The sequence below is a fragment of the Streptomyces agglomeratus genome, assembly GCF_001746415.1.
Lineage (GTDB): Bacteria > Actinomycetota > Actinomycetes > Streptomycetales > Streptomycetaceae > Streptomyces > Streptomyces agglomeratus.
The window spans coordinates 3,297,609-3,322,060 of sequence record NZ_MEHJ01000001.1 but is presented as its reverse complement, the minus strand read 5'-3'; the positions used below and the strand labels follow the sequence as shown (position 1 = coordinate 3,322,060).

Below are 24,452 nucleotides of genomic sequence, written 5' to 3'. Positions count from 1 at the left end.
CGCTGTTCGCCGGTGGGGGTACGAGCTGTCCGATCCGGCACGCTAGCCAAGGTTTATGACTGCTGGGAAGCCCGATGTTCGATATGCCCGATACATTTCCGTTACATGGCCGAGTTGGTCCCGTTGCGTGCTCCGTGCGCGCCACCCAGTGACGACCGCCGGGGGCGCGTGCGCAAGGTCACACCCGGCGGCCGCGGGCGAACGGGCGTGGCGGCGCCGGGCTTCCTCCGGTCCGGCCCCCGGTCGCGGGCTGCCGCTGGTGGGAATCCGGGGCGGGCTGTCGGTGGTCCCGCCTAAGCTTGGTAGACGATGAGCAGCCTCTTTGACGACAGCTTCCTGGCCGATCTCCAGCACACGGAGTACGCAAAGGACACAGCCCCGCCGCCCCCCGAGGAGCACGCCCCGGAGGAGGTCCCGCACGACCTCTTCGGGGGTGCCTTCGACGCGCCCCCGGCGCCCAGGGACGCGCACTACAGGGACGGCGCGCCGCGCCCCGTCGTGGACGCCGCCGCGCTGCTCGACGGGCTGAACGAAGAGCAGCGCGCCGCCGTCGTGCACGCCGGATCGCCGCTGCTCATCGTGGCCGGCGCCGGCTCCGGCAAGACCCGCGTCCTGACCCACCGGATCGCGTACCTGCTGGCCAAGCGGGGTGTGCACCCCGGCCAGATCCTCGCGATCACCTTCACCAACAAGGCCGCCGGCGAGATGAAGGAGCGCGTGGAGCAGCTCGTCGGCCCGCGCGCGGGCCACATGTGGGTCTCCACCTTCCACAGCGCCTGCGTGCGCATCCTGCGCCGGGAGTCGAAGAAGCTCGGCTTCACGTCCTCGTTCTCGATCTACGACGCCGCCGACTCGAAGCGCCTGATGGCACTCGTCTGCCGCGATCTGGACCTCGACCCGAAGCGCTTCCCGCCGAAGGCGTTCAGCGCCAAGGTCTCGAACCTGAAGAACGAGCTGATAGACGAGGAGACCTTCGCGGGTCAGGCCGCCGACGGCTTCGAGAAGACGCTGGCGCAGGCGTACGCGATGTACCAGGCACGGCTGCGTGAGGCCAACGCCCTGGACTTCGACGACATCATCATGACCACGGTGCACCTGCTCCAGGCGTTCCCGGACGTCGCCGAGCACTACCGGATGCGCTTCCGGCACGTCATGGTCGACGAGTACCAGGACACCAACCACGCTCAGTACACGCTCGTACGCGAACTGGTGGGCCCCTCGGGCGAGGGCCGGTCGCCCGGCGAGCTGTGCGTGGTGGGCGACGCCGACCAGTCGATCTACGCCTTCCGCGGCGCGACGATCCGCAACATCCTCCAGTTCGAGGAGGACTACCCGGACGCGAAGACGATCCTGCTGGAGCAGAACTACCGCTCCACGCAGACCATCCTCACCGCCGCCAACGCCGTCATCGAGCGCAACGAGAACCGCCGCCCGAAGAACCTGTGGACCGAGGCCGGCGCCGGCTCCCTGATCACCGGGTACGTCGCGGACACCGAGCACGACGAGGCGCAGTTCGTCGCCGAGGAGATCGACCGGCTGACCGACGCGGGCGACGCGAAGGCCGGCGACGTCGCCGTCTTCTACCGTACGAACGCCCAGTCCCGTGTCTTCGAAGAGATCTTCATCCGCGTCGGGCTGCCCTACAAGGTCGTCGGCGGCGTCCGGTTCTACGAGCGCAAGGAGGTCCGGGACGTCCTCGCCTACCTGCGCGTCCTGGCCAACCCCGAGGACACCGTTCCGCTGCGCCGCATCCTGAACGTACCGAAGCGGGGCATCGGCGACCGGGCCGAGGCGATGATCGACGCGCTGTCGCTGCGCGAGAAGATCAGCTTCCCGCAGGCGCTGCGGCGCGTGGACGAGGCGTACGGCATGGCGGCCCGCTCGGCGAACGCCGTGAAGCGCTTCAACACGCTGATGGAGGAGCTCCGTACGATCGTCGAGTCCGGCGCCGGGCCCGCCACGGTCCTCGAAGCCGTCTTCGAACGGACCGGTTACCTCGCCGAGTTGCAGGCGTCGACCGACCCGCAGGACGAGACGCGCATCGAGAACCTCCAGGAGCTCGCCGCCGTGGCGTTGGAGTTCGAGCAGGAGCGCGAGAGCGACGAGCCCGGCACGCTGGCCGAGTTCCTGGAGAAGGTCGCGCTCGTCGCGGACTCCGACCAGATCCCCGACGAGGACGAGGAAGGGTCGGGCGTCATCACGCTGATGACCCTGCACACCGCGAAGGGGCTGGAGTTCCCCGTGGTCTTCCTGACGGGCATGGAAGACGGCGTCTTCCCGCACATGCGTGCGCTCGGCCAGACGAAGGAGCTGGAGGAGGAGCGGCGGCTCGCGTACGTCGGCATCACGCGCGCCCGCGAGCGGCTCTATCTGACGCGCGCTTCCATGCGCAGTGCGTGGGGGCAGCCTTCGTACAACCCGCCGTCGCGGTTCCTGGAGGAGATCCCGGACACCTACCTGACGTGGAAGCGCAAGGGCGCGCAGGTACCGGCAGGTCCGGTTTCGGGCGTCGCCTCGGCGCTGTCGTCCTCGCTGGCCTCGCGGTCGCGGGGCGGAGGCGGCGGCGCTTCCGGCTTCGCCACGCGGCGGACGTCGGACAAGCCGGTGGTCGCGCTGTCGGTCGGAGACCGGGTCACGCACGACCAGTTCGGGCTCGGCACGGTGATGACGGTGACGGGGACGGGGTCGGACGCGCAGGCGACGATCGACTTCGGCGACGAGCGGCCGAAGAAGCTGCTGCTGAGGTACGCGCCCGTCGAGAAGCTGTAGGGCGCGGCGCGCGGGCGCCGATGGTCTCCGACGGTTTCCGATGGGTTTCCGACGGGCGCGGTACGGCGCGGTACGGCGCGGAACGGGCATCGGGGGCGCGCGCGCGTGGGCGCGCGCCGAATCGCTGGCCGAGGGCGCCGCGTGGCGCGCCTGGGCTGGGTGCCGACTGCCCGGGCTCCGGGACGCCGGGGCGTGGGGGTCCGGCCCGGTGTGTCCCTGTGGTCCGAGGCCGCTGAGCAGGTGGCGCGCGCCGTCTACGTCGGGCTGAGGCCGTGGCCGCGGAACCACGGCAGAGGGTCGATCGCCGACCCGCCGCCGGGGCGCACCTCGAAGTGGAGGTGCGGGCCGGTGGAGTTGCCCGAATCGCCGGCGTACGCGATGACATCGCCGGCCTGGACGGAGCCGGAGCGGATCTTGGTGCTGCTGAGGTGGCAGTACCAGGTCTCCGTGCCGTCGGCGGCGGTCACTATCGCCATGTTGCCGTAAGCGGTGTTGAACTGCGTGCGGACCGTGCCGTCCGTCGCGGCCATCACCGGTGTGCCGTACCCGACCGGGAAGTCGATGCCGGAGTGCACGGACATCCAGTTGACACCGGCCTGGCCGTAGTACGCGCTGAGGCCGTGCTGCTCGACCGGGAGCGCGAACTTCGGGCGGGCGGCCTCCTTGCGGGCGGCCTCCTCGGCCCTGCGCTTCTTCTCGGCGGCCTGGCGGGCCTGGAGGTCGATACGTTCCTGCGTCCGGCTGGCGCGGTCGGCGAAGTCCTCGGCGTCCGTGCTGAGGTTGGCCAGCTGCGTGTCGAGCTTGTTGTTGACCGCCACCGGCTTCACCGAACCGGGGTCGGCCGCCGACGCGGTCGTGGTGGTGTCCTTCTTCTCCTCGGCGGGGGCGCCGCCGCCGACGCTGCCGACCGAGGCGGCGGCGATGCCTGCCACACCCATCACGCAGGCGGAGGGGACGGCGACGGTGAGGAGTGCGGAGCGTTTGGCGGGTGTACGGCGGCGGCCGCGGCCGGAGTTGCCGGCGCTGCGGCGGGCCGAGCGGGAGCCGGGGGCGGCGGCGCGGGTGACGGCCGGTTCCGCGGCCGGCGCGTGTTCGAGGTCCGGGTCGTTTTCCGGCTCGTGTTCAGGCTCGTGTTCGGGCGCGTACTCCGAGGCGTATTCGTGTTCCGCCTCGGGCGTGTTGGCGGGCTCGTCGTGCCGGTCCTGCGCTTCGTGCGGCGCTTCTTGGGATGCGTCCGGTTCGTACGCCGCAGGGTTCTCGAGGAGATCGGCCTGGGGGAACTCGGCTGTTTCGTAGAAGACTTGCTGCGCCGTGGCGGTCTCGTACACGCCGGTGTGGCCGTCCGTGTGGCCGGAGTTCCAGGCGGTGGCGTCGTACGCGCCGGTGTCGTACCCCGGCGTCGTGCTCCACTGGCCGGTGGCGTCGGCGGCCTGGGTGAACTGGGCCGAGTCGTACTGGCCCGTCTCGTACGGGCCGGTGGGGAAGTGGCTGGTGTTGAACTGGCCTGTCCCGAACTGCCCGGTCTCGAATTGCCCGGTCTCGAATTGCCCGGTCTCCAGCTGTCCCGTCCCGAACTGGCCTGTCTGGTTCCAGGTGTTGGAGTCCCACTGGCCGGTGGACTGGGCCGGAATGTCGGCCGCTGTCTGATGCGCGGGGGCGGGCCATGCCCCGGTGGTGTCGTGCTGCTGCTGTGGGTGCTGATGCGTGCCGTAGGCGTAACCGGCCGGCTGCTGGGTACCTGTGGTGTCCCAGTGGGCGGTGTCGTACTGGCCGCTGTGGCCCGCTTCGTAGTGGGTCCCCTGGGAAGGGAGCGCTCCGAAGAGGGGATCTGTCTGAAAGCTGCCGGTGGAGTAGCCGTCGTACCCGGCGTGGGCGTGCTGGTCGTCCACCAACTTCTCTCTCGCCTCGGCAATGCAGGACCTGTGGGGGCTGGGGTCCGGGAGGGGACCCCAGAGGCAAAGCAGTGGCGCGACTGTACCCGGCGGTAAGGGACGGCGACAATCTTCGCCAGATTTTCCGCGTTCCGGAAACGGGCATTCGGCCGCCTTTTGGTGGACGGCGGGCACAGCCTTGGTGCTGCGTTCGACCGTTGTTCGACCGGAGTTGGGTGCGTTCAGGCGACGGAGACCGTGCCCGAGGCGCCTGCTGCCGTGTCCTGCTCCTCGAGGGCCTGCCGGATGCCCGCGGCGACCGCCGGATGGACCGGAAGGGCAAGGTGGCCGATTCCTGTCACCCGTACGTTCTGGGCGACGAGATCCGGGTGGGTGACGCACGCTGTTTCGACCGGCTGCATCAACTGGTCGAGCTCGCTCCAGAAGCTCACGAACCGGGTGCGGCAGGACGGCGCGGGCCTGCTCAGCTCCTCGATCACGTCGGAGCCGGGCCGCATCTGCCGCACGAGGGGGTGGGCGCTCATCGGCGGCGCGACGCTGGTGCCCGAGTGCGGGGTGCCGAGCGTGACGAGCGTGCGTACGCGCACGTCGCCGCCGAGACGTTGTACGTAATACCGGGCGATCAGGCCGCCGAGACTGTGGCCGACGATGTCCACCCGAGACCGGCCCGTACGGTCGCAGATCTCCTCGATGTGGCGCCCCAGCAGCTCGGCCGCCGTGCGGATGTCGCACGTGAGCGGCGAGTAGTTGAGTGATTCCAGGTGGCGCCAGCCGTGCCTGGCCAGGGAGCGGCGCAGAACGACGAAGACCGAGCGGTTGTCGACGAACCCGTGGAGCAGGACGACGGGGAGGTGTTCCTGGCCGGTGGCGGGCAGCTGGGAGGTCTCGGGCGGCACGATCATCGGGTCGGAGGGCCGGCGCGCCGTCTCCCGGCGTTCCTGGGCGATGCCCGCCGGGTAGAGAACGAGGTGGCCGGCGAGGATCGCGAGCTCCAGGGCGGTGGCCCGCAGAAGCGCGGCCGACAGGCGCAGCTCCGGCAGATCTGGCAGACCCGGCAAACCCGGCAGACGTCCCAGACGTGGCAGGAAGAAGAAGGGCAGGACCCTCATGGCCGACCTCCCGATCGGCACGCCGGGGCGCGGCTCCGTCCCCCGTGTGCCCTCATGGGGTGCCGTACGTACGTGCCGTACACAGCGGCGGAGCTCGGCGGGTCCGGTCCACCGTGCCGTGCGGCTGACGGCACGGTGGACCGGCGACACGCCTCGACCTCGTCGTGGCTCCCCTGCGGTCGTCCCGGGTGCTGCGGCTTGTGCCGCCGTAGCGCCTGATGTGGCAGGAACGACGCATAGCGAACATGTCCCATGTGTGATTTCCCCCTCCCTGTCCACCGTGAAACGGGTGGTTGCGGGATGCTGTCGATAACGTTCGTTCACTTCCCCGTCCGCATTGGTGCGGGGCGCGTGCCAATGACGGCGCAGTCGGTACATGGAGGCAGTGATGGGTGTGACCGGGCCGATCCGCGTGGTGGTCGCCAAGCCGGGACTCGACGGACACGATCGCGGTGCGAAGGTCATCGCGCGGGCTCTGCGCGACGCCGGTATGGAGGTCATCTACACCGGGCTTCACCAGACGCCCGAGCAGATCGTGGACACCGCCATTCAGGAGGACGCCGACGCGATCGGGCTGTCCATCCTCTCGGGCGCGCACAACACGCTCTTCGTGAAGGTCATCGAGCTGCTCAAGCAGCGCGATGCGGAGGACATCAAGGTCTTCGGCGGCGGCATCATCCCGGAGGCGGACATCGCGCCGCTGAAGGAGAAGGGCGTCGCGGAGATCTTCACGCCGGGTGCGACCACTCAGTCGATCGTGGAGTGGGTCAACGGCCACGTCCGTCAGGGCGCGCAGGCTTAGGCGGGGTGGCTTCGGGGGCTGGGTCTGGTCATGGCCTGGCCCCGGCCTTCGGCCCTGGCCTCGCTTTGCCTTGCCTCGCTTGGCCATCGGCCCTGGGCCGGCCGGGGCCCGGGTTTGGCCCTCCCTGGACCGGGCCCTGAGGTCGGCTAGGTCGTGGGTCGGCCCTGTCTTGGGGCTGGGGTCGGCTGGCGTCCGGTCCGGGTTCGGCCGCTCGGGTCCTGAGCGGCGTCCCCGCCTGCCCCGCCTGGCGGTCTAGCCCTCCGACAGCTCCGACAGCATCGCCGCTCTGAGGCGGAGGGTGCCCACCAGGCGCTGGAATGCCTCGGACCAGTACCCGGCAGCGCCGGGCGACGCGTCCTCCTGCTCGTCCGGCGTTGTCGTGAGTATCTCCAGGCGGCCCGCCTCGCCCGGGTCGAGGCAGCGCTCCGCCAGTCCCATGACCCCGCTGAAGCTCCAGGGGTAGCTCCCCGCGTCCCGCGCGATGTCCAGCGCGTCGACCACCGCGCGGCCGAGTGGCTCCGCCCAGGGCACCGTGCACACCCCGAGCAGCTGAAACGCCTCCGAGAGGCCGTGCGCCGCGACGAACGCGGCCACCCACTCCGCCCGTTCGTCCTCCGGCAGGGTCGCCAGCAGCTGCGCCCGCTCGGCCAGCGACGACGTGCCGGGGCCGGTGGCCGGCGGTGTGGACGGCGCGCCGAGCAGCGCGCGCGACCAGGCGGGGTCCCTCTGGCGCACTGCCGCGCGGCACCAGGCGGCGTGCAGTTCCTCCTTCCAGCCGTCGGCCACCGGCAGGGCGACGATCTCCTGCGGTGCACGGCCGCCGAGTCTCTGCGACCAGGTGCCCAACGGGGCCGACTCGACCAGCTGGCCCAGCCACCAGGACCGTTCGCCCCGCCCCGCCGGGGGCTTGGGGGACACGCCGTCGCGCTGCATGTCCGCGTCGCATTCGTGCGGGGCCTCCACGGCGATGCGCTCGCCCCCGGTCGTGCGGCCGGAACGGTCCAGGCTGACGCAGGTGGTGGCCCGTGCCGCCATCCGGGCGGCCAGCGCGGACCCTGGCAGCGCGGAGAGCAACTCGGCGGCGGTGGCCCGTACATTGCGGCTGCGGTCGGAGAGCGCCTGCTCGAGGAAGGGCTCGTCGGCGTCGGACAACCCGGAGCGCAGGGAGTCCAGGAACATCAGGCGGTCCTCGGCGCGCTCGGTGGCCCAGGTGCCGGACAGCAGGGCGAGTGCGGCCGCCGGGGCGTGGGCGCGGACGGCGCCGAGGACGCCGACCCGCTCTGCGAACAGGCCCTCCTCCCACAGGCGGCAGACGGCCGCCGTGTCCTGGGGGTCGGGCATCGTGCCGCCGCCGTGGGGCGCGCCGCGCAGGGCGAACCTCCAGTCCGGATTGAGCCGCGCCAGCCACAGTCCGCGCGGCCCGGCCAGGGCGAGGGCTTGTGGCCGCAGGTCGGTGCGGGCGCGGGCGGCGTCCAGAAGCGTCGGGAGCAGCGCCGGCGGGGCCTGGAAGCGGCGCCGGTTCGCGGCGGCGAGCCACTGGGGGAGCAGCTCGGTGAGGTCGGGGGCGGTGCCGCGCCTTCCCCCGGCGGAGGTGGGGACGAGGAGCGGCCGGCCAGCAACTGCGCCAGTCGGCGGTGGGCGGCCGGGGGCAGTGGGGGGCGGGGTCGTGCGGGGCGGGGCGGGACGGGCGGCTGCGCGGGCGGGGAGGAGGCCCGCCCTGCGGCGTACGGTCTGCTGCGCGGCGGCGTCGAGCAGCGCTGCCGGGGTGTCCTTGCCCGGGGCGGTGGGGGTGCCGGGGGGTGGCGTACGTGGCGTACGGCGGTCGGTGCCGAGCAGGGCGGTGGTGACCAGGTCTTGCCACTCGGGGGTGGGGGTGGATGCAGCGGCGTGGGGGTCGGTGCCGCGCCGCGGCGTCTCCTCGGGCGTCGAACGTGCGGCCACCGCTGCGTTGCCTGAGGGCTGGTTGCGTTCAACGCCCTGCGGGGAGCGCCCCGGCACGTCCCCTCCCGGCACAGTGGAGGGCGATGCGGGGGTGGTGCCGGCCGCGCCCTCTCTCGGCACCGTGGGGTGCGGTGCGGATGTGGTGCCGCCTGTGCCCTCTCCCGGCAGCAGGGGGTGCGGTGTGGGGCTGGTGGTGCCCGTGCGCCCTTCCGGCGGCATGGAGTGCGGTGCGGGTGTGGTGGTGCCGCCCGTGCGCCCTCCCGGTAGCGTGCGGTGAGGTGCTGTGGTGGTGGCCGGTGTGGGGCCTTCCGGCCGCGTGGGGTGTGGTGCGGGGGTGGCGCTGGTCATCTCGCCCTCCGTGTGGTCAGGGTTCGGTCAGCGGGACGGTTTCCGCCGAGCCTTCGGGCCAGGCCGTCAGCGGTGTGAAGCCTCGGTGGCCGCACTCCCCGAAGACCGTGACGGGGGCTCCGCCCGACAGGGCGGCCAGCTTCCACAGGCCGGGGCGGGACAGCGCCCCGGGGTCTACGGGCAGGGCGAGGTCGCCCTCCGCGTCGGCCAGTTGCCAGCCTTCGCTCGACGGGATCGGTATGACCCGGCTCAGCGTCACCGGCCAGGAGTCGAGCCATGGGTCGTCGCGCAGGGCCGTCCCGTAGGCGCGGACCGCTTCCGCGGCCCCCACGCCGGGCGGCGGGGCGTCGAGCGGGACCGGGGGGACCGGGGACGCGCCCACGTCGGCCCTGAGTTGCCCCGCGCCCGGGTAGAACGTGAGCTCCGCGTCAAGCATCAGGCCGGCGGGCAGCGCCACTTCGGGCGCCCGGCCCGCCGCCCCGAAGGACAGCACCAGCGCCGTACGCCCCGACTCCCGTCCGTACAGCCATGTGCGGCGTGTGACGAGCCTGGCGTCCGAGGTGTCGTACTGGGCCAGCACCAGCCAGCGGTCGGCGACCGGAGGGCCGTCGGCGGCGGCGGTGAGGCCGACGCGGCTCCGTACGGTCGCCGCCAGCGGCTCCGGCAGCCGGTCACGCGCCAGCCACGCCGCGTCCAGCAGATGCAGCAGCGCGCATTCCTCCAGCAGCCGCGCCGGCCAGCCCGCCCCCGACGCCGGTACGGCGCCCAACTCCCTTACCCGCGCTGCCAGCCCCGGTGCCTGGGCGTCGACCATGCGGCGGGCCGTCTCCTCCCACAGCCCGTAGCCGGACTGCTCGGCGGCGGCCAGACCGCCCCGCAGCAGGTCGGCGAGGCGCTGCTCCAGCTCCGAAGCGCCCAGGGTGATGCGCTCGGCCCGCTGCTCGGCCCTGCGCCTCGCCGCTTCGGGGTTCGCCGTCTTCGCGGGCGGGCCCGCCGGGTCGCGGATCTCCTGTCCGCCCTGCCCGGTGCCGCGTGCCTCCAGCCACTCGGAGGCCCACTTGGGCACTTGGGCTACCCGCACGGCTGGTTCGTCGGCTGCCCGGAGGAGCAGCAGTCCCAGCGCGTGCTTGCAGGGGACTTGCGGCTCGGGCAACTGCACTTGCAGGCAGGGCGGGTGCCCGTCGTGTCGACCACCGTCCGGTAGGGGGAGCCGCCACTGCCTTGGCACAGCCCCCATACCGCCCCAGAAGCGCTGCTTCCCGCCTCCGACCACCGCGCGGACGCGCCAAGCGTGAGCCCGGCCCTGCGTGACGCATCGTCAGGAGCCAGGGCAAGCACCTGTTGCGCGGTCCAGCGCACCCCCTGCTGATTCATGGGAAGGACGCTACGGGCCGCCACTGACAATCGGCCTCCACCTGCGGTTTTGGCGGATCACTCGCGGCTTGACTCGACTTGGTCTTTGCGATTGGGTGCGATCTCCTGACATGCGTTCCAGATCCGGGGGGATCCCACATGAACCGCTTCATCCGTACCGCCGTCTGCGCTGCCGCGGTCACCGGTCTCGCCTTCGGCCTTGGGGCCTGTTCCGAGGCGACCGAGGCCGTGAAGGACGAGGCCGCCGAGCAGGTCGACAAGTCCATGGACGAGAAGTACGAGGTGACGTACGAGGTCACGGGCAAGGGCGTCGAGTCCATCGAGTTCTCGGGCGGCAAGGGCACGGCCATGGACCCGAAGATGGAGACGGTCAAGAAGCCCACGCTGCCGTGGAAGAAGACGGTCACGCTGCGCGGCATCATGCCGCCCGCTGTCTCCCCGATCAGCCTGACGGACACGGCCGACCTGACCTGCAAGGTCGTCTACAAGGGCGAGACGATCAAGGAAGCGACCGGCGAGAAGGCCCTGCTCGGCTGCATCGCGGTCTCGCCGATCGTGAAGTAGCTTCCGCAGCCAGGCATTTGGGCCCTGACCTGCGGCGACGGTCGATTGTCAGTGGCGTGGTGCACGGTGGATCCCACATCCGGGAAATCTGGAGGGGGATCCATGACCGTGCCCGAAACCAAGGCCGGCGCGCGTGCGGACCACGGCCGGGCCCTGCGGCCGCACGCCGAGGACGCATTCGCCGACGAGCTCAAGGCACTGGCCGCGGCCGACGACCGGCCGCGGCCCGCCAGGTGGCTCCTCTCGCCGTGGGCCGTGGCGACGTACCTGCTCGGCGGGACGCTGCCCGACGGCACGGTGATCACACCCAAGTACGTGGGCCCGCGCCGGATCGTCGAAGTCGCCGTCACCACGCTCGCCACCGACCGGGCACTGCTGCTGCTCGGTGTGCCGGGCACCGCCAAGACCTGGGTGTCCGAGCACCTCGCGGCGGCTGTCAGCGGTGACTCCACCCTGCTCGTGCAGGGCACGGCGGGGACGCCCGAGGAAGCCATCCGCTACGGATGGAACTACGCCCGGCTCCTCGCGCACGGGCCCAGCCGCGACGCGCTCGTGCCCAGTCCCGTCATGCGGGCCATGGCCGACGGCATGACCGCACGGGTCGAGGAACTCACCCGCATCCCGGCGGACGTTCAGGACACCCTGATCACGATCCTGTCGGAAAAGACGCTGCCCATCCCGGAGCTGGGGCAGGAGCAGCAGGCCGTTCGCGGCTTCAACCTCATCGCCACCGCCAACGACCGCGACCGGGGCGTCAACGACCTCTCCAGCGCGCTGCGCCGCCGGTTCAACACCGTCGTGCTGCCGCTGCCCGCGACGGCGGAGGCCGAGGTCGACATCGTGGTGCGGCGGGTCGACCAGATGGGACGCTCGCTCGACCTGCCGGCCGCGCCCGACGGGTTCGACGAGATCCGGCGCGTCGTCACCGTCTTCCGTGAGCTGCGCGACGGCGTCACGGCCGACGGGCGTACGAAGGTCAAGTCGCCCTCGGGGACGCTGTCCACGGCCGAGGCGATCTCCGTCGTCACGGGCGGACTGGCCCTCGCCGCGCACTTCGGGGACGGCGTGCTGCGATCCGGGGACGTGGCGGCCGGCATCCTCGGGGCGGTCGTGCGCGATCCGGCGGCGGACCGCGTCGTCTGGCAGGAGTACCTGGAAACGGTCGTCCGCGAGCGGGACGGCTGGAAGGACTTCTACCGCGCCTGCCGGGAGGTCTCGGGATGACACCGGGCCCCCTGCTGCTGGGCGTGCGCCACCACGGGCCGGGCTCGGCGCGAGCGGTGCGCGGCGCGCTCGACGCCGCGCGGCCCCGCGCCGTACTGGTCGAGGGGCCGCCCGAGGCCGACGCGCTGCTGCCGCTCGCGGCCGACGAGGCGATGCGCCCGCCCGTGGCCCTGCTGGCGCATGTCACCGACGACCCGCGCCGGGCCGCGTTCTGGCCGCTGGCGGAGTTCTCCCCGGAGTGGGTCGCGATCCGCTGGGCCCTGGCGCACGGCGTACCGGTCCGATTCATCGACCTGCCGGCCGCGCACTCGCTGGCGCTGACGGAGGAGGTGGGCGAGGGCGAGGGGGACGCGGAGGAGGCCGGCCTGGCCGTCGATCCGGTGGGGGTGCTCGCGGAGGCCGCCGGGTACGACGATCCCGAGCGGTGGTGGGAGGACGTGGTCGAGCACCGCGGGGGCGGGGCCGCCGATCCGTTCGCAGCGTTCGAGGCACTCACCGAGGCCATGGGCGCCCTGCGGGAGACGTACGGAGACGGGGGGCACCCCCGCGACCGGTTGCGCGAGGCGTACATGAGGCTCCGGATGCGGGCCGCGCGCAAGGAGTTCGGCGACGACTTCGCCGTGGTCTGCGGCGCCTGGCACCTGCCCGCACTCGGCGAGAAGGTCGCCACCGCCACCGCCGACCGCGCGGCGCTCAAGGGGCTGCCCAGGGTCAGGGCCGAGATGACCTGGGTGCCCTGGACCCACCGGAGGCTGGCCCGCCGCAGCGGATACGGCGCCGGAATCGACTCGCCCGGCTGGTACGGGCACCTCTTCGGTGCCTCCGACCGGCCCGTCGAGCGCTGGATGACCAAGGTCGCGGGGCTGCTGCGCGCCGAGGACCGGCCGGTGTCCTCGGCCCACGTCATCGAGGCCGTCCGGCTCGCCGAGACGCTCGCCGTCATGCGCGGCCGTCCGCTCGCGGGGCTCTCCGAGACGACCGACGCGGTGCGGGCCGTGATGTGCGAGGGGTCCGACGTACCGCTCGCGCTCGTCCACGACCGGCTCGTCGTCGGGGACGTGCTCGGCGAGGTCCCGGACACAGCGCCCGTCGTACCGCTGCAACGCGATCTGACCCGCACCCAGCGGGGGCTGCGGCTCAGGCCGGAACCGCAGGAACGGGAGCTGGAACTCGACCTCCGCAAGGAGACCGACGCCGCGCGCAGCCGGCTGCTGCACCGGCTGCGGCTGCTGTCCGTCGGCTGGGGCGAGCCGGCCGAGGCGCGGGGGAGCACGGGCACGTTCCGGGAGAGCTGGCGGCTGCGCTGGGAGCCCGAGCTGTCGGTGCGCGTCGCGGAGGCCGGAATGTGGGGCACCACGGTGCTCTCCGCCGCGACCGCGGTGGCCGAGACGCGGGCCGTCTCGGCCACCGCGCTCGCCGACGTCACCGCGCTCGCCGAGCAGTGCCTGCTGGCCGGTCTGCCCGACGCACTCCCGGTGGTCATGCGGGCCCTGGCCGACCGTGCGGCGCTCGACGCGGACGTCGGGCACCTCGCCCAGGCGCTTCCCGCGCTCGCCCGTTCCCTGCGGTACGGCGATGTGCGCGGCACGGACACGGCGGCGCTGGGCGAGGTCGCCGCAGGTCTCGCGGAGCGGATCTGCGTCGGCCTTCCGCCCGCCTGCACGGGCCTCGACGCGGACGGTGCGGCGGACATGCGCCGCCACCTCGACGCCGTCCACGCGGCGATCGGCCTCCTGGCCGGGACCGCGCCGGGCGAGCGCCGGGATGTACGCGGGCGCTGGGCGGCGGTGCTGAGCCGGCTCGCGGGACGGGACAGTGTCGGCGGAGTGATTCGCGGCCGGGCGGCGCGGCTGCTGCTGGACGACGGGCGGCTCGCGGAGGACGAGGCGGCGCGGCTCATGTCCCTCGCACTGTCGTCCGCGACGCCGCCGGCCGACGCGGCGGCGTGGATCGAGGGCTTCGTCGGCGGAGCATCCGGCGGCGGGATGCTGCTCGTGCACGACGAGCGGCTCCTCGGCCTGGTCGACACCTGGCTGACCGGCGTGTCCCCCGACGCGTTCACCGGCGTACTGCCGTTGCTTCGCCGCACGTTCTCGGCGTACGAGCCGGGAGTGCGGCGCACGCTGGGGGAGCTGATCCGGCGCGGCCCGTCCGCCGTGCACGCCGCCGGGACGGAGTCCACGGCCGGCTTCGGCCCAGGGCTCGACCGGGAGCGGGCCGACGGAGTGCTGCCGGTGCTGCGGCTCCTGCTCGGGCCGGTCGGGCCGGTCGGGCCGGTCGTCCCTCCCCGGCCCGTGGCCGGGGACACGAGGCCCGCAGGGCGTCCCGACGGGTCGGGGCAGCCGTCGGGCCGCCCGGTGGGCGGTGGTGCCGCACAGGAGCGGCTCAGGCGGTGGCGGCTCGTGCTCGGCGGGGAGGCGGCCGACGGGACCGGGTGCGCCCTGGGTGGCGGGGACGCCGCCATGGACCAGGCGCTGGGCGCACTGTACGGCGGAGGGCGCGACGCCCAGGGCGCGGCAGGCCGTACGGCCGGGCTGGGAGCCTCCGCGCCGTCCGTCGCGCGCTGGCTCGGCGACATCCGTACGTACTTCCCCGGTTCGGTCGTGCAGGTCATGCAGCGCGACGCGATCGAGCGCCTTGGACTGTCGGCGCTCCTCATGGAACCCGAGATGCTGGAGGCCGTCGAGGCGGACGTCCACCTCGTCGGGACGCTGCTCTCCCTCAGCAAGGCGATGCCCGAGACGACCCGGGAAACGGCCCGCGCCGTCGTCCGCAAGGTCGTCCATAACCTCGAGGAGCGCCTCGCCACCCGCACCAGGGCCACGATCACCGGCGCGCTCGACCGCGGCACCCGCGTCAACCGCCCGCGCCACCGGGACATCGACTGGAACCGGACCATCCGGGCCAATCTGAGGAACTACCTCCCCGAGTACGGAACGGTCGTGCCCGAACGGCTTGTCGGACACGGGCGGGCATCGCGGTCCGTGAAGAAGGACGTGGTGTTGTGCATCGACCAGTCCGGGTCGATGGCGGCTTCCGTCGTCTACGCGTCGGTCTTCGGAGCGGTCCTCGCGTCCATGCGCTCCGTCAGCACCCGCCTCGTGGTGTTCGACACCGCCGTCGTCGACCTCACCGACCAACTGGACGACCCGGTCGACGTGCTGTTCGGCACCCGGCTCGGCGGCGGCACGGACATCAACCGCGCCCTCGCGTACTGCCAGTCGCAGATCAGCCGGCCCGCCGAGACCGTCGTCGTACTGATCAGTGACCTCTACGAGGGCGGCATACGGGACGAGATGCTGAAGCGGGTCGCGGCGATGAAGGCATCGGGAGTGCAGTTCGTGGCCCTGCTGGCGCTGTCCGACGAGGGCGCTCCCGCCTACGACCGGGAGCACACGGCGGGACTGGCGGCCCTCGGCACCCCTGCCTTCGCCTGTACGCCGGACCTCTTTCCGGAGGTGATGGCGGCTGCGATCGAAAAACGACCCCTGCCCATACCCGACATGGCGACCCATCAGTAACATCCGACTTGCGTGCCCCCAGGAGGCTCGTGCGAGCATCACCTCCGTCGTTCTGTCGTTCTGTCGTTCAGTCGTTCTGTCGTTCGTCGTCTCGCATTTCGTCGTTCCGTTACTCCGCGAAGGCCCCTTCCCTTGACTGCCGTGGTCGCTCTCCCGGTTGCCGCCCTGCGCGTACTGCGCCGGGCGGGTCGGTGGCGTGCGCTGCGGGTGGTGTTGTTCCTGGGCGGCCTGCTGGCGGCAGGGTTCCTGTGGGGCGGGCAGGCGCATGCCGTCGAGGCGCCGCTGCCGGACGCCCGGCATCAGGTGTCCACCGCTGTTGCGGATGCGCCCCCGGCCCCGAAGCTGGACGCCGCCCAGGCCCACGCCCAGGCTCCGGTGACGGCGCCGGCCCCGGCCCCGGCGACCGGTGGCGTCCCCACGGACTCTCTCGGGCTGCCCGGCGCGCCGGGGGGTGTGCGCGAGGCCCTGGGGCCGGAGTCGGCGGGTGACGTCGTGCGCGGCGTCACGCGGACGCTCGGGGAGTTGCGGGAGCGCGTGGCCGAGCACCGGCCGGCGGTGCCCGGTCTGCCGGCGGCCGGGGTGCCTTCCCCTCCGGTCGCGGCAGGGGACTTGCCCGTACGGCATCTGCCCGTAACCGAACGGCCCGTCGTGCCGACACCGTCCGGCGGCGGCGCCGAGCCGTCCGTGCACCAGGGGTCTGGCGACGACCGGGCGCAGTCTGCCGGGCGCGGGTCCGTGACCGGCACGTCGTCCGTGACCGGCGTCGCGGTCGTGACCGGACCGGCGTACCACGCGACAGGTCCGCTGCGCGAAGACGCGGACCGCCGTCCGGGCCGCGTGGAGTGCGGGGAGGCCCCCGCACCGGCGCCTTCCGCCCCGTGCGGTGACGGCGTCAGGCACTCGGCCGGCGACGGCAACTCGTCGCGCCCCGGCGACAAGCACGCGGCCGCGGTCGCGGCCGGGGCCCGGTTCGGGCTGGTGCGCGGAGCCACACTGCCCGCGACCGCCGCACCGACGCACGACCGGCCGCACGAAGTTCTCGAATTCCCCGGCTAGGGCGGACCGTCCCCGCTCCATGACCTGCCGCGCGGGGGCGGGACAGGTCTGCCCGTCATCCGGAATCACCCGGACAGCCGCAAGAATTCGAAGGATCTGACGTAACCATGAACAAGAACATCCGCCGTTCCATCGCCGTCGCCGCCACCGCCGGCGGCATGTGGGCCCTCGGCACCGCCGCCGCGAGTGCGGCCGAGCTGCCCGTGTCGGTACCGCTGTCGACGCCGGACCAGGTGCAGGACGGGGTGCAGGACGGAGTCCAGGACCGGGTGCAGGACGCGGTGCAGGGCGAGGCCGCGAACCGCACGTTCGGCCAGGCGTCCGGCGCTGTGGAGGACACCGTCGCCGGGGTCGTCTCGGACGCCGAGGTCACCGAGCACGTCGATGTCCGGGACGTGCGGCACGACGCTTCGGCCGTGCTGCCCTCGTACGACCTGCCCTCGTACGACCTGCCGGCCGCTCCCTCCGCGGCCGACGTGCCCGACCTGCCCGCCGTGCCTTCCGCCGGTGACGCCTCCGACGTCGCCGCGGCCGAGGTGGACTACCTCTTCGGCCCGCTGTCCGCCTTCGCGGCCGAGGCCGAGCAGTCGCCCGCTCACGCCACCCCGCTCGCCCACGCCGTCGCCCAGGACACCCTGCCGCCGATCGCGGCCCGCGCCGTGCACGGTGTCGTCCCGGTCGCCGGCCAGGCGGTCGGCGACGTCGACGGCCTCGCCCACGGCGCGGTCGGTGACGTGGCGCCGTTCGCGCACGGTGTCGTGAGCGACGTCCAGCCGTTCGCGGGTGGCGTCGTCTCCGAGGCAGGCCCGTTCGCGGGTGGCGTCCACGGCGCGGTCCAGCCGCTCGTCCGGACCGTCGTCGACCACGTCGAGCCGGTCGCGTACGGCGTCGGCGGCAGCGTCCACACCCTCGCGCACGGTGTCGTCGGTGACGTGTCGCCGTTCGCCGGCGGCGTCGTGTCCGACGTCCAGCCGTTCGCGCAGGACCTGTCGGGCACCGTCGCCTCGACGCCGCTCGCCGGCAACGCCGTCTCCGGCGCCCACCACGCGGCCGAGTCGGTTACCCCGGGTTACGCGTCGTACCTCACTCAGGGCGTCTGACCCGTAGGACATCCACGGCAGCCGGCCGGCGGGCTGGTTGCTTTCCGGGCGGTCTCCATTGGGGTGGAGGCCGCCCGGCTCCGTGTCATCGTCCGTGCCGCAGCCCGTGCCGTAGCCGGGTGCCGCAGCCCGACCCGCAGCCCGGTGCCGCCGTCCGCTGCCGCAGCCCGGTGTCGCGGCCCCACCACCCACCGCGGACCCGTGACGGACGCGTAGCACGTGCGCTCGGTGACCGGCTGTGACCGGTATCACCGCCCAGGTGTGATCTGCGATTTAGGGACCTGTGGCCCACGGGGATAACCTGCGAGACGGACATGCCGCGTACCGGACACCGTTACGCCTTCCTTGTGACTGCGCCGTCACGTTGCCCTTCGCGGCACGCCCATTGGAGAGAACGCAACGAACCGCGATCACCAGAAAAGGGACGGACGCGCGTGGACCTGTTCGAGTACCAGGCGAGGGACCTCTTCGCCAAGCACGGTGTACCGGTGCTGGCCGGTGAAGTCATCGAAACGCCTGAGGCGGCGCGCGAGGCCACTGAGCGGCTGGGCGGCAAGTCGGTCGTCAAGGCGCAGGTGAAGGTCGGCGGCCGCGGCAAGGCCGGCGGCGTCAAGCTCGCCGCGACGCCGGACGAGGCCGTCGCCCGGGCGACGGACATCCTCGGGATGGACATCAAGGGCCACACGGTCCACAAGGTGATGATCGCCGAGACCGCACCCGAGATCGCCGAGGAGTACTACGTTTCGTACCTCCTCGACCGTACGAACCGCACCTTCCTCGCCATGGCCTCCGTACAGGGCGGCATGGACATCGAGGAGGTCGCCGAGAAGACCCCCGAGGCCCTCGCGAAGGTCCCGGTCAACGCCAACGACGGCGTGACGATCGAGAAGGCCCGCGAGATCGTCGCCCAGGCGAAGTTCCCGGCCGAGGTCGCCGAGCAGGTCGCCGAGGTCCTGGTGACGCTGTGGGACACCTTCGTCGCCGAGGACGCGCTCCTCGTCGAGGTCAACCCCCTCGCGAAGGTCGCCGACGGCCGCATCATCGCCCTCGACGGCAAGGTGTCTCTCGACGAGAACGCCGAGTTCCGCCAGCCGGGCCACGAGGAGTTCGTGGACCACGCCGCAGCCAACCCGCTCGAGGCTGCCGCCAAGGCCAAGAACCTCAACTACGTCAAGCTCGACGGCGAGGTCGGCATCATCGGCAACGGCGCCGGTCTGGTCATGTCGACACTGGACGTCGTCGCGTACGCCGGTGAGAACCACGGCAACGTGAAGCCCGCCAACTTCCTCGACATCGGTGGCGGCGCCTCCGCAGAGGTCATGGCGAACGGCCTGGAGATCATCCTCGGCGACCCGGACGTCAAGTCCGTGTTCGTCAACGTCTTCGGCGGCATCACCGCCTGTGACGAGGTCGCCAACGGCATCGTCCAGGCGCTCGCGCTGCTGAAGAGCAAGGGCGAGGAAGTCACCAAGCCGCTGGTCGTGCGCCTCGACGGCAACAACGCGGAGCTGGGTCGCAAGATCCTCTCCGACGCGAACCACCCGCTCGTTCAGCGCGTGGACACCATGGACGGCGCGGCCGACAAGGCCGCCGAGCTCGCCGCGGCTGCGAAGTAAGGGACGAGGGACTCCAACACCATGGCTATCTTCCTCACCAAGGACAGCAAGGTCATCGTCCAGGGGATGACCGGCGCCACGGGCATGAAGCACACCAAGCTCATGCTGGCCGACGGCACCAACATCGTCGGTGGCGTGAACCCGCGCAAGGCCGGTACGTCCGTCGACTTCGACGGCACCGAGGTCCCGGTCTTCGGCTCCGTCAAGGAAGCGATGGAGAAGACGGGCGCCGACGTTTCGGTCCTCTTCGTGCCGCCGGCCTTCGCGAAGGCCGCCGTCGTCGAGGCGATCGACGCCGAGATCCCGCTGGCCGTCGTCATCACCGAGGGCATCGCGGTCCACGACTCCGCCGCCTTCTGGGCGTACGCCGGTGCCAAGGGCAACAAGACCCGCATCATCGGCCCGAACTGCCCCGGTCTCATCACCCCGGGCCAGTCCAACGCCGGCATCATCCCGGGCGACATCACCAAGCCCGGCCGCATCGGTCTCGTGTCGAAGTCCGGCACGCTGACCTACCAGATGATGTACGAGCTCCGTGACATCGGCTTCTCCTCCGCCGTCGGCATCGGTGGCGACCCGGTCATCGGTACGACGCACATCGACGCGCTCGCCGCGTTCGAGGCCGACCCCGACACCGACCTGATCGTGATGATCGGTGAGATCGGTGGCGACGCCGAGGAGCGTGCCGCGGACTACATCGCCAAGAACGTGTCGAAGCCGGTCGTCGGCTACGTCGCGGGCTTCACGGCGCCCGAGGGCAAGACCATGGGCCACGCCGGTGCCATCGTCTCCGGTTCTTCTGGCACCGCACAGGCCAAGAAGGAGGCCCTCGAGGCCGCCGGCGTCAAGGTCGGCAAGACGCCGACCGAGACGGCCAAGCTGGCTCGCGCGATCCTGGCGGGTTAGTTCGCCGCCGCCGTCGGTGTTCCGTACGGCGCGGTGGTGACTCAGTACGGGCCCGTATCCCCTGGTCAGGGGGTACGGGCCCGTCCGCGTTCGGCGGTCAGCGGGTTTCCGGGACCAGCCGGGGCGGCCCGGTCATCGGCGAGTCGTGGAGCAGGGCGCGCAGTTCCTCGTCCTGGGGGGTCAGCGGCTGCGGGCCTGCGTGCACCGGGACGCCGCGCACCGGTTCGCCGGGGGCTCGCGGCGGCTCGTACCGCGTGGGGGCGGTGACCAGGGTGAAGCCCGTCGCACTGACGATCATGGCGGTGAAGAAGAGGGCCGCGCGCGTCCAGAACCGGGACCTGCGCTCGCTTCCCATCCGTACGGCCTTGGCGGGCGGCAGTTTGACGGGCGTCGCCGTGACGAGCTCGGCCAGGTGGCGCAGTCGCTCCTGGAGCAGCGCGGACTGCTCGGCGGGCGTGCCGGCTCCGGCCAGTTCCGGTAGCCGCTGGGCGAGTGCGGCGCGCGCGTTGAGCAGGCGGTTCGCCGCGGCGGGTGTGCTCGCCTCCGTCTCGGCCGCCGTGTCCGGGAGGTCCAGGCCCAGGCCGTCGTACAGCAGGAGCGTGCGGCGGTGGACCGGGGGGAGGTCGAGCAGGGCCTGGAGCAGGACGCGGCGGTCGCGGTCGGCGGGGGGCCGTTCGTGGCGCTTGTGCGCGCGACGCAGGCGGTGCCAGGGGGAGAGCGCGTACTCGTACGCCGCCGCCCTGACCCAGCCGGCGGGGTCGCGGTCGGTGGCCACGGCGGGCCAGCGCTCCCAGGCCAGGCGGAAGGCGTACTCGACCGTCTCCCGGGCCAGGGGGCGGCTCCCGGTCAGGAGGTACGCCTGGCTCAGCAGGGCGGTGGCGCTGTGGCCGTAGAGGGCGTCGAACGCCTGGGCGGGGGTGAGGGCCAGGGCGCCGTTGGAGCTTTCCGCAGGTGCGTCGGGTGCCGTTTCCCCGGGGGCGTGGGGGTCGGTGGCGCGCCGGGGCGTCTCCTCGGGCGTCGAACGTGCTGTCACCGCTGCGTTGCCTGCGGGGTGGTTGTGTTCGACGCCCTGCGGGGGGCGCCCCGGCGCGTCCCCTCCCGGCACCGTGGAGGGCGATGCGGGGGTGGTGCCGGCCGCCGGAGTGCGGGTCTCGTCCCGGAATGAGGCGAGCAGCTTCGCGTACGCCGCGCGCTTGCGGCGCCTGGGGTTCACGCGGCCGGATTCCCATGCCTTGATCGTCTCGCGCGAGACGCCCAGGGCGGTCGCCACCTGCTCCTGGGTCAGCGATTTCGCTTCGCGCAGCCTGCGCCGCTCCTTGGGGGAGGGCAACGGGTCGGCGGGGGCGGTTTGGGTGCTCTGCGTCATGAAATTCCCCCCGCAGCGCTGCACCGGGCGAAAAAGTACATAAACGTATATTGAGCGACACGGCAGTCATTCGCCTGTTACATGGATTAAGCGCGTGTCGTTGACAGCATGGCCGCGTGACTCAAGTGACCCATCGCGGTACCTGGTTGCCGACCGTGCACAGCCGCTCCTCCGTACGGGCCGCCTGCTTCGTGCGGGGAGTGATCGCCGCGGGGCTCGGCCTCGGCTCGCTCGCCGTCGTGGTGATCGTGCTGTGGATCAGTTCGCCCTACCCCGACAGCGGGCCCGGCGGAGCGCTCCGGGTCGCCGCCGGACTGTGGCTCATCGCCCATGGCGCCGAGCTCGTCCGGTACGACACCCTCTCCGGCGTTCCCGCCCCGGTCGGGCTCACCCCGATGCTGTTCACGGCGCTGCCCTTGTGGCTCGCCCATCGTGCCGCCCGGGACGCGATGGACGGGGACGACGGTGAAGACGGTGGTGACGGGGAGGGCGGCGCGGGGCTCCGCGTGGGTGGGTACGGGGGTGCGGGGGCGAGTGGTGGTGCGCCGCCGCGCGGCGCCGGGGTCGACGCCTTCTGGGGAGTTGTCGGTGGGTACGCGGGTGTGGGCGGCGCCGCGCTGCTGTACGCGTACGGGGGGCCGCTGCCCGCGTCTCCTGTCAGCGCCGCGTTGCATCTGCCGCTCGTCGCGGCCGTCGGCGCGGCCAGTGGGGTCTGGACGGCCAAGGGGCGGCCTCGCGGGCCGCTGCCGGACTGGATGCCCCGGTGGGCGCGGGAGGGCGTCGCGCGCCCCCGGTTGCGGGTCGCGCTGCGGGCGGCCGGGGCGGGGACCGGGATGCTGATCGGGGGCGGTGCGGTGCTCGCGCTGGCCTCGCTGGTGTGGCACGGGGGCGTGGCGCAGGGGACGTTCTTGCAGCTCGCGGGAGACTGGTCGGGGCGCTTCGCGCTGCTGCTGGTGCTTCTGGCGCTCGCGCCCAACGCCGCGATGTGGGGCGCCGCGTACGGGCTCGGGCCGGGGTTCGCCCTCGGCGCGGGCGCGAGTGCCTCGCCGCTCGGTGTGGTGGGGGCCCCGGCGCTGCCGCACTTTCCGCTGGTCGCGGCGCTGCCGTCGGGCGAGGGGGCCACCCCGGTCCACTGGGCGGCGCTGGCTGTCCCGGTCGTGGCGGCGGGCGGCGTCGCGTGGTTCACCGTACGCACGGCCGCGCCGCCCTTCGCCGTACGGGAGGAAGCCTGGACCGTCCGGCAGACGGCTGCCTCGGCGGCGCTGGCAGGCGTGGTGTGCGGGGCGGGGACGGCGGTACTGGCGGCGCTCGCCGGGGGCCCGCTGGGCGTGGGCGCGCTGTCGGAGTTCGGGCCCGTGTGGTGGCTCACGGGCGGGGCCGCGCTGGTGTGGACCGTGACGCTGGGTGTTCCGGCCGCGCTGGTCCTGCGCGCCTGGCGCCTGCGCGACCGGACCCCGCGCTCCTGGCGCAGGGCGGCCGGGGCCGAGGCGGTCGTCACGGCGGATGCCGGGGCCGAAGAGGTCGTCGACGATGCCGGGTCGGCGGGGCGCGGGTGGTGGCGGAGGCGGGGCGCCGGCGAGTCGCCCGCACCGGAGGCGCAGGAGGTACCGGGCGGTGCCGGGCGCCGGTGGTGGCGGTTCGGCCGGGGCGGCGACGGTGGCGCCGGGACAGCCGCCGGTCAGGTGGAGGCGAGAGCGTGGTGGCGGCCCGGTGGTCGCGGTGCTGTGGGCGACGACGTTTCGGGACCGTACGACAGCGAAGCCGATTTCCTCCCCGTCGGCGACCCCGGCGCCACTGTCGGCGCCGCCTGGCACGACAGCGGCTCCCGCGAACTCAGATGGGCGGCCCTGAAGGAGGCGTCCGGCGGTCTCATGACGAGCTTTCCCGCCTCACCCCCGGCTGCTTCCCCGTCCGGCACCGACAACGGGGACGAGGGGGACAACGGGGACGGCGGCGATCCGCCACCGCCGTCCGCCGCCCCGGAACCGCCTCCGCCCGCCTCCGCCCCGGACTAGCGGGCTACTCCTTCACGCCGAAGACCGGTCGCAGCGGCTTCGGGAGCAGGTCGTTGCAGGACACCTGAGCGGACTGGGTCAGGGAGTCCTGTACGCACGTGTAGTAGTCGCGGTAGACCAACTGGACCGTGAAGGTCGTCGCCACGATCGTCAGGGCGAGCACCGCCGTGACCAGGCCGCTCACCGCCGCCGTCGTCTGCGGCCGGCTGCTGCCCGCCGCCGGCGCCGGGGTGGCCTTGACCGCCGTGCCGTCGTTCCCCTTGGCGTCCTGGCCGCGGCGGGGCTTCGCCCGCAGCGAGCTGATGCCCCAGTACAGGGCCAGCCCCCCCAGCAGGAGCGCGACCTCGGGGAGGTCGAAAAGGGCGAAGAAGAACGCCCACATGCCGGAGAGCAGCGCGTAGCGCGCCCGGCGCTGCGCGGGGTCCGTGGGGTCCCAGCGCAGTCCCGGGCCGGTGCCTCCACCGCCCTGACCGCCCTGCCCCTCGGGCTCGCCCTGGCGCCCGGGGCCTCCGAAGCCGCCGTTGTGGCGGCCCGGCTGGCGGGGGCTCCAGCGGCTGCCGCGGGACGGGGGCGGGTTGTCCTGTCCGCCGTCCCCGTCGTCCTCGCCGCCGCCGCTCGCCGGCTTGCGCGGCTGCCACGGCTGATCGGGCTGCCCCTCGGGCGGCGGCGCGAAGGGATTGTCGTCGCCCCTCGGCGACGGAGGCGGGGTCGATGAGGACTGGCGGTCCCGCAGCAGCAACTGGGAACCCCGCTGTCCGTCATGCGTCGCGGCGAGCGGCAGGCGGAGAGCCGCACGGCGGCTTCGGTCCGTCATCTGGTGAACGTCTTCCCCTCAGACCCGTGCACAGA

Annotated in this window: 15 protein-coding genes and 1 pseudogene; 10 read left to right on the top strand and 6 right to left on the bottom strand. The window is 72.8% G+C overall.

Translation table 11 applies throughout. From position 1 onward, the window contains the following. The first annotated feature begins 309 nt into the window (after window positions 1-309). Complete coding sequence (pcrA, locus tag AS594_RS14110; protein ID WP_069927381.1) at window positions 310-2,769, top strand: DNA helicase PcrA; 2,460 nt, start codon at window positions 310-312, stop codon at window positions 2,767-2,769. A gap of 254 nt (window positions 2,770-3,023) precedes the next feature. Here the strand turns inward: pcrA and AS594_RS14105 are convergent, their stop codons facing one another. Both AS594_RS14105 and AS594_RS14100 read right to left on the bottom strand, forming a co-directional pair. Continuing rightward, window positions 3,024-4,658: a M23 family metallopeptidase gene (locus AS594_RS14105; RefSeq protein ID WP_069932889.1), complete on the bottom strand. Its 1,635-nt coding sequence runs from the start codon at window positions 4,656-4,658 to the stop codon at window positions 3,024-3,026. A gap of 224 nt (window positions 4,659-4,882) precedes the next feature. Next, complete coding sequence (locus tag AS594_RS14100) at window positions 4,883-5,770, bottom strand: esterase/lipase family protein (RefSeq protein WP_069927379.1); 888 nt, start codon at window positions 5,768-5,770, stop codon at window positions 4,883-4,885. A 388-nt stretch (window positions 5,771-6,158) separates the two neighbouring features. Here AS594_RS14100 and AS594_RS14095 point away from each other — a divergent pair, with 388 nt between their 5' ends. After that, entirely contained in the window at window positions 6,159-6,572 is a 414-nt protein-coding gene (locus tag AS594_RS14095; protein WP_069927378.1) for a coenzyme B12-dependent isobutyryl CoA mutase small subunit, read from the top strand. A 252-nt stretch (window positions 6,573-6,824) separates the two neighbouring features. Here AS594_RS14095 and AS594_RS14090 read toward each other — a convergent pair whose 3' ends face one another. Next, a complete protein-coding gene (locus tag AS594_RS14090) occupies window positions 6,825-8,861 on the bottom strand; it encodes a DUF5691 domain-containing protein (protein ID WP_478078920.1) in 2,037 nt (678 codons plus the stop codon). 16 nt (window positions 8,862-8,877) lie between these two features. Continuing rightward, window positions 8,878-10,235: pseudogene (locus AS594_RS14085) on the bottom strand (SWIM zinc finger family protein). A gap of 138 nt (window positions 10,236-10,373) precedes the next feature. On the opposite strand from AS594_RS14085, the gene AS594_RS14080 reads away from it, so the two are divergent. The 7 genes from AS594_RS14080 (at window position 10,374) to sucD (ending at window position 20,222) form a co-directional block, all read left to right on the top strand. Then, the gene (locus AS594_RS14080; protein ID WP_069932890.1) at window positions 10,374-10,799 is read left to right on the top strand and encodes a hypothetical protein; all 426 of its coding nucleotides are present in this window, start codon (window positions 10,374-10,376) and stop codon (window positions 10,797-10,799) included. A 102-nt stretch (window positions 10,800-10,901) separates the two neighbouring features. Further along, window positions 10,902-12,023: an ATP-binding protein gene (locus tag AS594_RS14075; RefSeq protein ID WP_069927375.1), complete on the top strand. Its 1,122-nt coding sequence runs from the start codon at window positions 10,902-10,904 to the stop codon at window positions 12,021-12,023. Further along, window positions 12,020-15,544: a DUF5682 family protein gene (locus tag AS594_RS47920; protein WP_079148708.1), complete on the top strand. Its 3,525-nt coding sequence runs from the start codon at window positions 12,020-12,022 to the stop codon at window positions 15,542-15,544. The genes AS594_RS14075 and AS594_RS47920 overlap by 4 nt, the downstream gene beginning before the upstream one ends. A 141-nt stretch (window positions 15,545-15,685) precedes the next feature. Continuing rightward, on the top strand, window positions 15,686-16,600 hold the full coding sequence (locus tag AS594_RS14065; protein WP_069932891.1) for a hypothetical protein: 915 nt from the start codon (window positions 15,686-15,688) through the stop codon (window positions 16,598-16,600). Window positions 16,601-16,707: 107 nt separating this feature from the next. After that, the gene (locus AS594_RS14060) at window positions 16,708-17,700 is read left to right on the top strand and encodes a hypothetical protein (RefSeq protein ID WP_069927373.1); all 993 of its coding nucleotides are present in this window, start codon (window positions 16,708-16,710) and stop codon (window positions 17,698-17,700) included. Between the two features lie 434 nt (window positions 17,701-18,134). Further along, entirely contained in the window at window positions 18,135-19,316 is a 1,182-nt protein-coding gene (gene sucC / locus AS594_RS14055) for an ADP-forming succinate--CoA ligase subunit beta (protein ID WP_069927372.1), read from the top strand. A 21-nt stretch (window positions 19,317-19,337) separates the two neighbouring features. Beyond that, complete coding sequence (gene sucD, locus AS594_RS14050; RefSeq protein ID WP_069927371.1) at window positions 19,338-20,222, top strand: succinate--CoA ligase subunit alpha; 885 nt, start codon at window positions 19,338-19,340, stop codon at window positions 20,220-20,222. Between the two features lie 97 nt (window positions 20,223-20,319). Here the strand turns inward: sucD and AS594_RS14045 are convergent, their stop codons facing one another. After that, complete coding sequence (locus AS594_RS14045; protein WP_069927370.1) at window positions 20,320-21,588, bottom strand: helix-turn-helix domain-containing protein; 1,269 nt, start codon at window positions 21,586-21,588, stop codon at window positions 20,320-20,322. Window positions 21,589-21,704: 116 nt separating this feature from the next. Between AS594_RS14045 and AS594_RS14040 the strand changes: the two genes are divergently transcribed. Beyond that, on the top strand, window positions 21,705-23,603 hold the full coding sequence (locus AS594_RS14040; protein ID WP_141746844.1) for a cell division protein PerM: 1,899 nt from the start codon (window positions 21,705-21,707) through the stop codon (window positions 23,601-23,603). A 4-nt stretch (window positions 23,604-23,607) separates the two neighbouring features. On the opposite strand, the gene AS594_RS14035 is transcribed toward AS594_RS14040, so the two are convergent. Then, window positions 23,608-24,417 carry a hypothetical protein gene (locus AS594_RS14035; protein ID WP_069935115.1) on the bottom strand — a complete coding sequence of 270 codons (810 nt, stop codon included), beginning with the start codon at window positions 24,415-24,417 and terminating at the stop codon, window positions 23,608-23,610. Window positions 24,418-24,452: the final 35 nt, after the last annotated feature.

What these genes read in the sequence shown, in the direction of transcription:
- pcrA (WP_069927381.1), top strand. Translation starts at nt 310, where the DNA reads ATGAGCAGCCTCTTTGACGACAGCTTCCTGGCCGATCTCCAGCACACG.
- AS594_RS14100 (WP_069927379.1), bottom strand. Translation starts at nt 5,770, where the DNA reads ATGAGGGTCCTGCCCTTCTTCTTCCTGCCACGTCTGGGACGTCTGCCG.
- AS594_RS14095 (WP_069927378.1), top strand. Translation starts at nt 6,159, where the DNA reads ATGGGTGTGACCGGGCCGATCCGCGTGGTGGTCGCCAAGCCGGGACTC.
- AS594_RS14090 (WP_478078920.1), bottom strand. Translation starts at nt 8,861, where the DNA reads ATGACCAGCGCCACCCCCGCACCACACCCCACGCGGCCGGAAGGCCCC.
- AS594_RS14080 (WP_069932890.1), top strand. Translation starts at nt 10,374, where the DNA reads ATGAACCGCTTCATCCGTACCGCCGTCTGCGCTGCCGCGGTCACCGGT.
- AS594_RS14075 (WP_069927375.1), top strand. Translation starts at nt 10,902, where the DNA reads ATGACCGTGCCCGAAACCAAGGCCGGCGCGCGTGCGGACCACGGCCGG.
- AS594_RS47920 (WP_079148708.1), top strand. Translation starts at nt 12,020, where the DNA reads ATGACACCGGGCCCCCTGCTGCTGGGCGTGCGCCACCACGGGCCGGGC.
- AS594_RS14060 (WP_069927373.1), top strand. Translation starts at nt 16,708, where the DNA reads ATGAACAAGAACATCCGCCGTTCCATCGCCGTCGCCGCCACCGCCGGC.
- sucD (WP_069927371.1), top strand. Translation starts at nt 19,338, where the DNA reads ATGGCTATCTTCCTCACCAAGGACAGCAAGGTCATCGTCCAGGGGATG.
- AS594_RS14045 (WP_069927370.1), bottom strand. Translation starts at nt 21,588, where the DNA reads ATGACGCAGAGCACCCAAACCGCCCCCGCCGACCCGTTGCCCTCCCCC.
- AS594_RS14035 (WP_069935115.1), bottom strand. Translation starts at nt 24,417, where the DNA reads ATGACGGACCGAAGCCGCCGTGCGGCTCTCCGCCTGCCGCTCGCCGCG.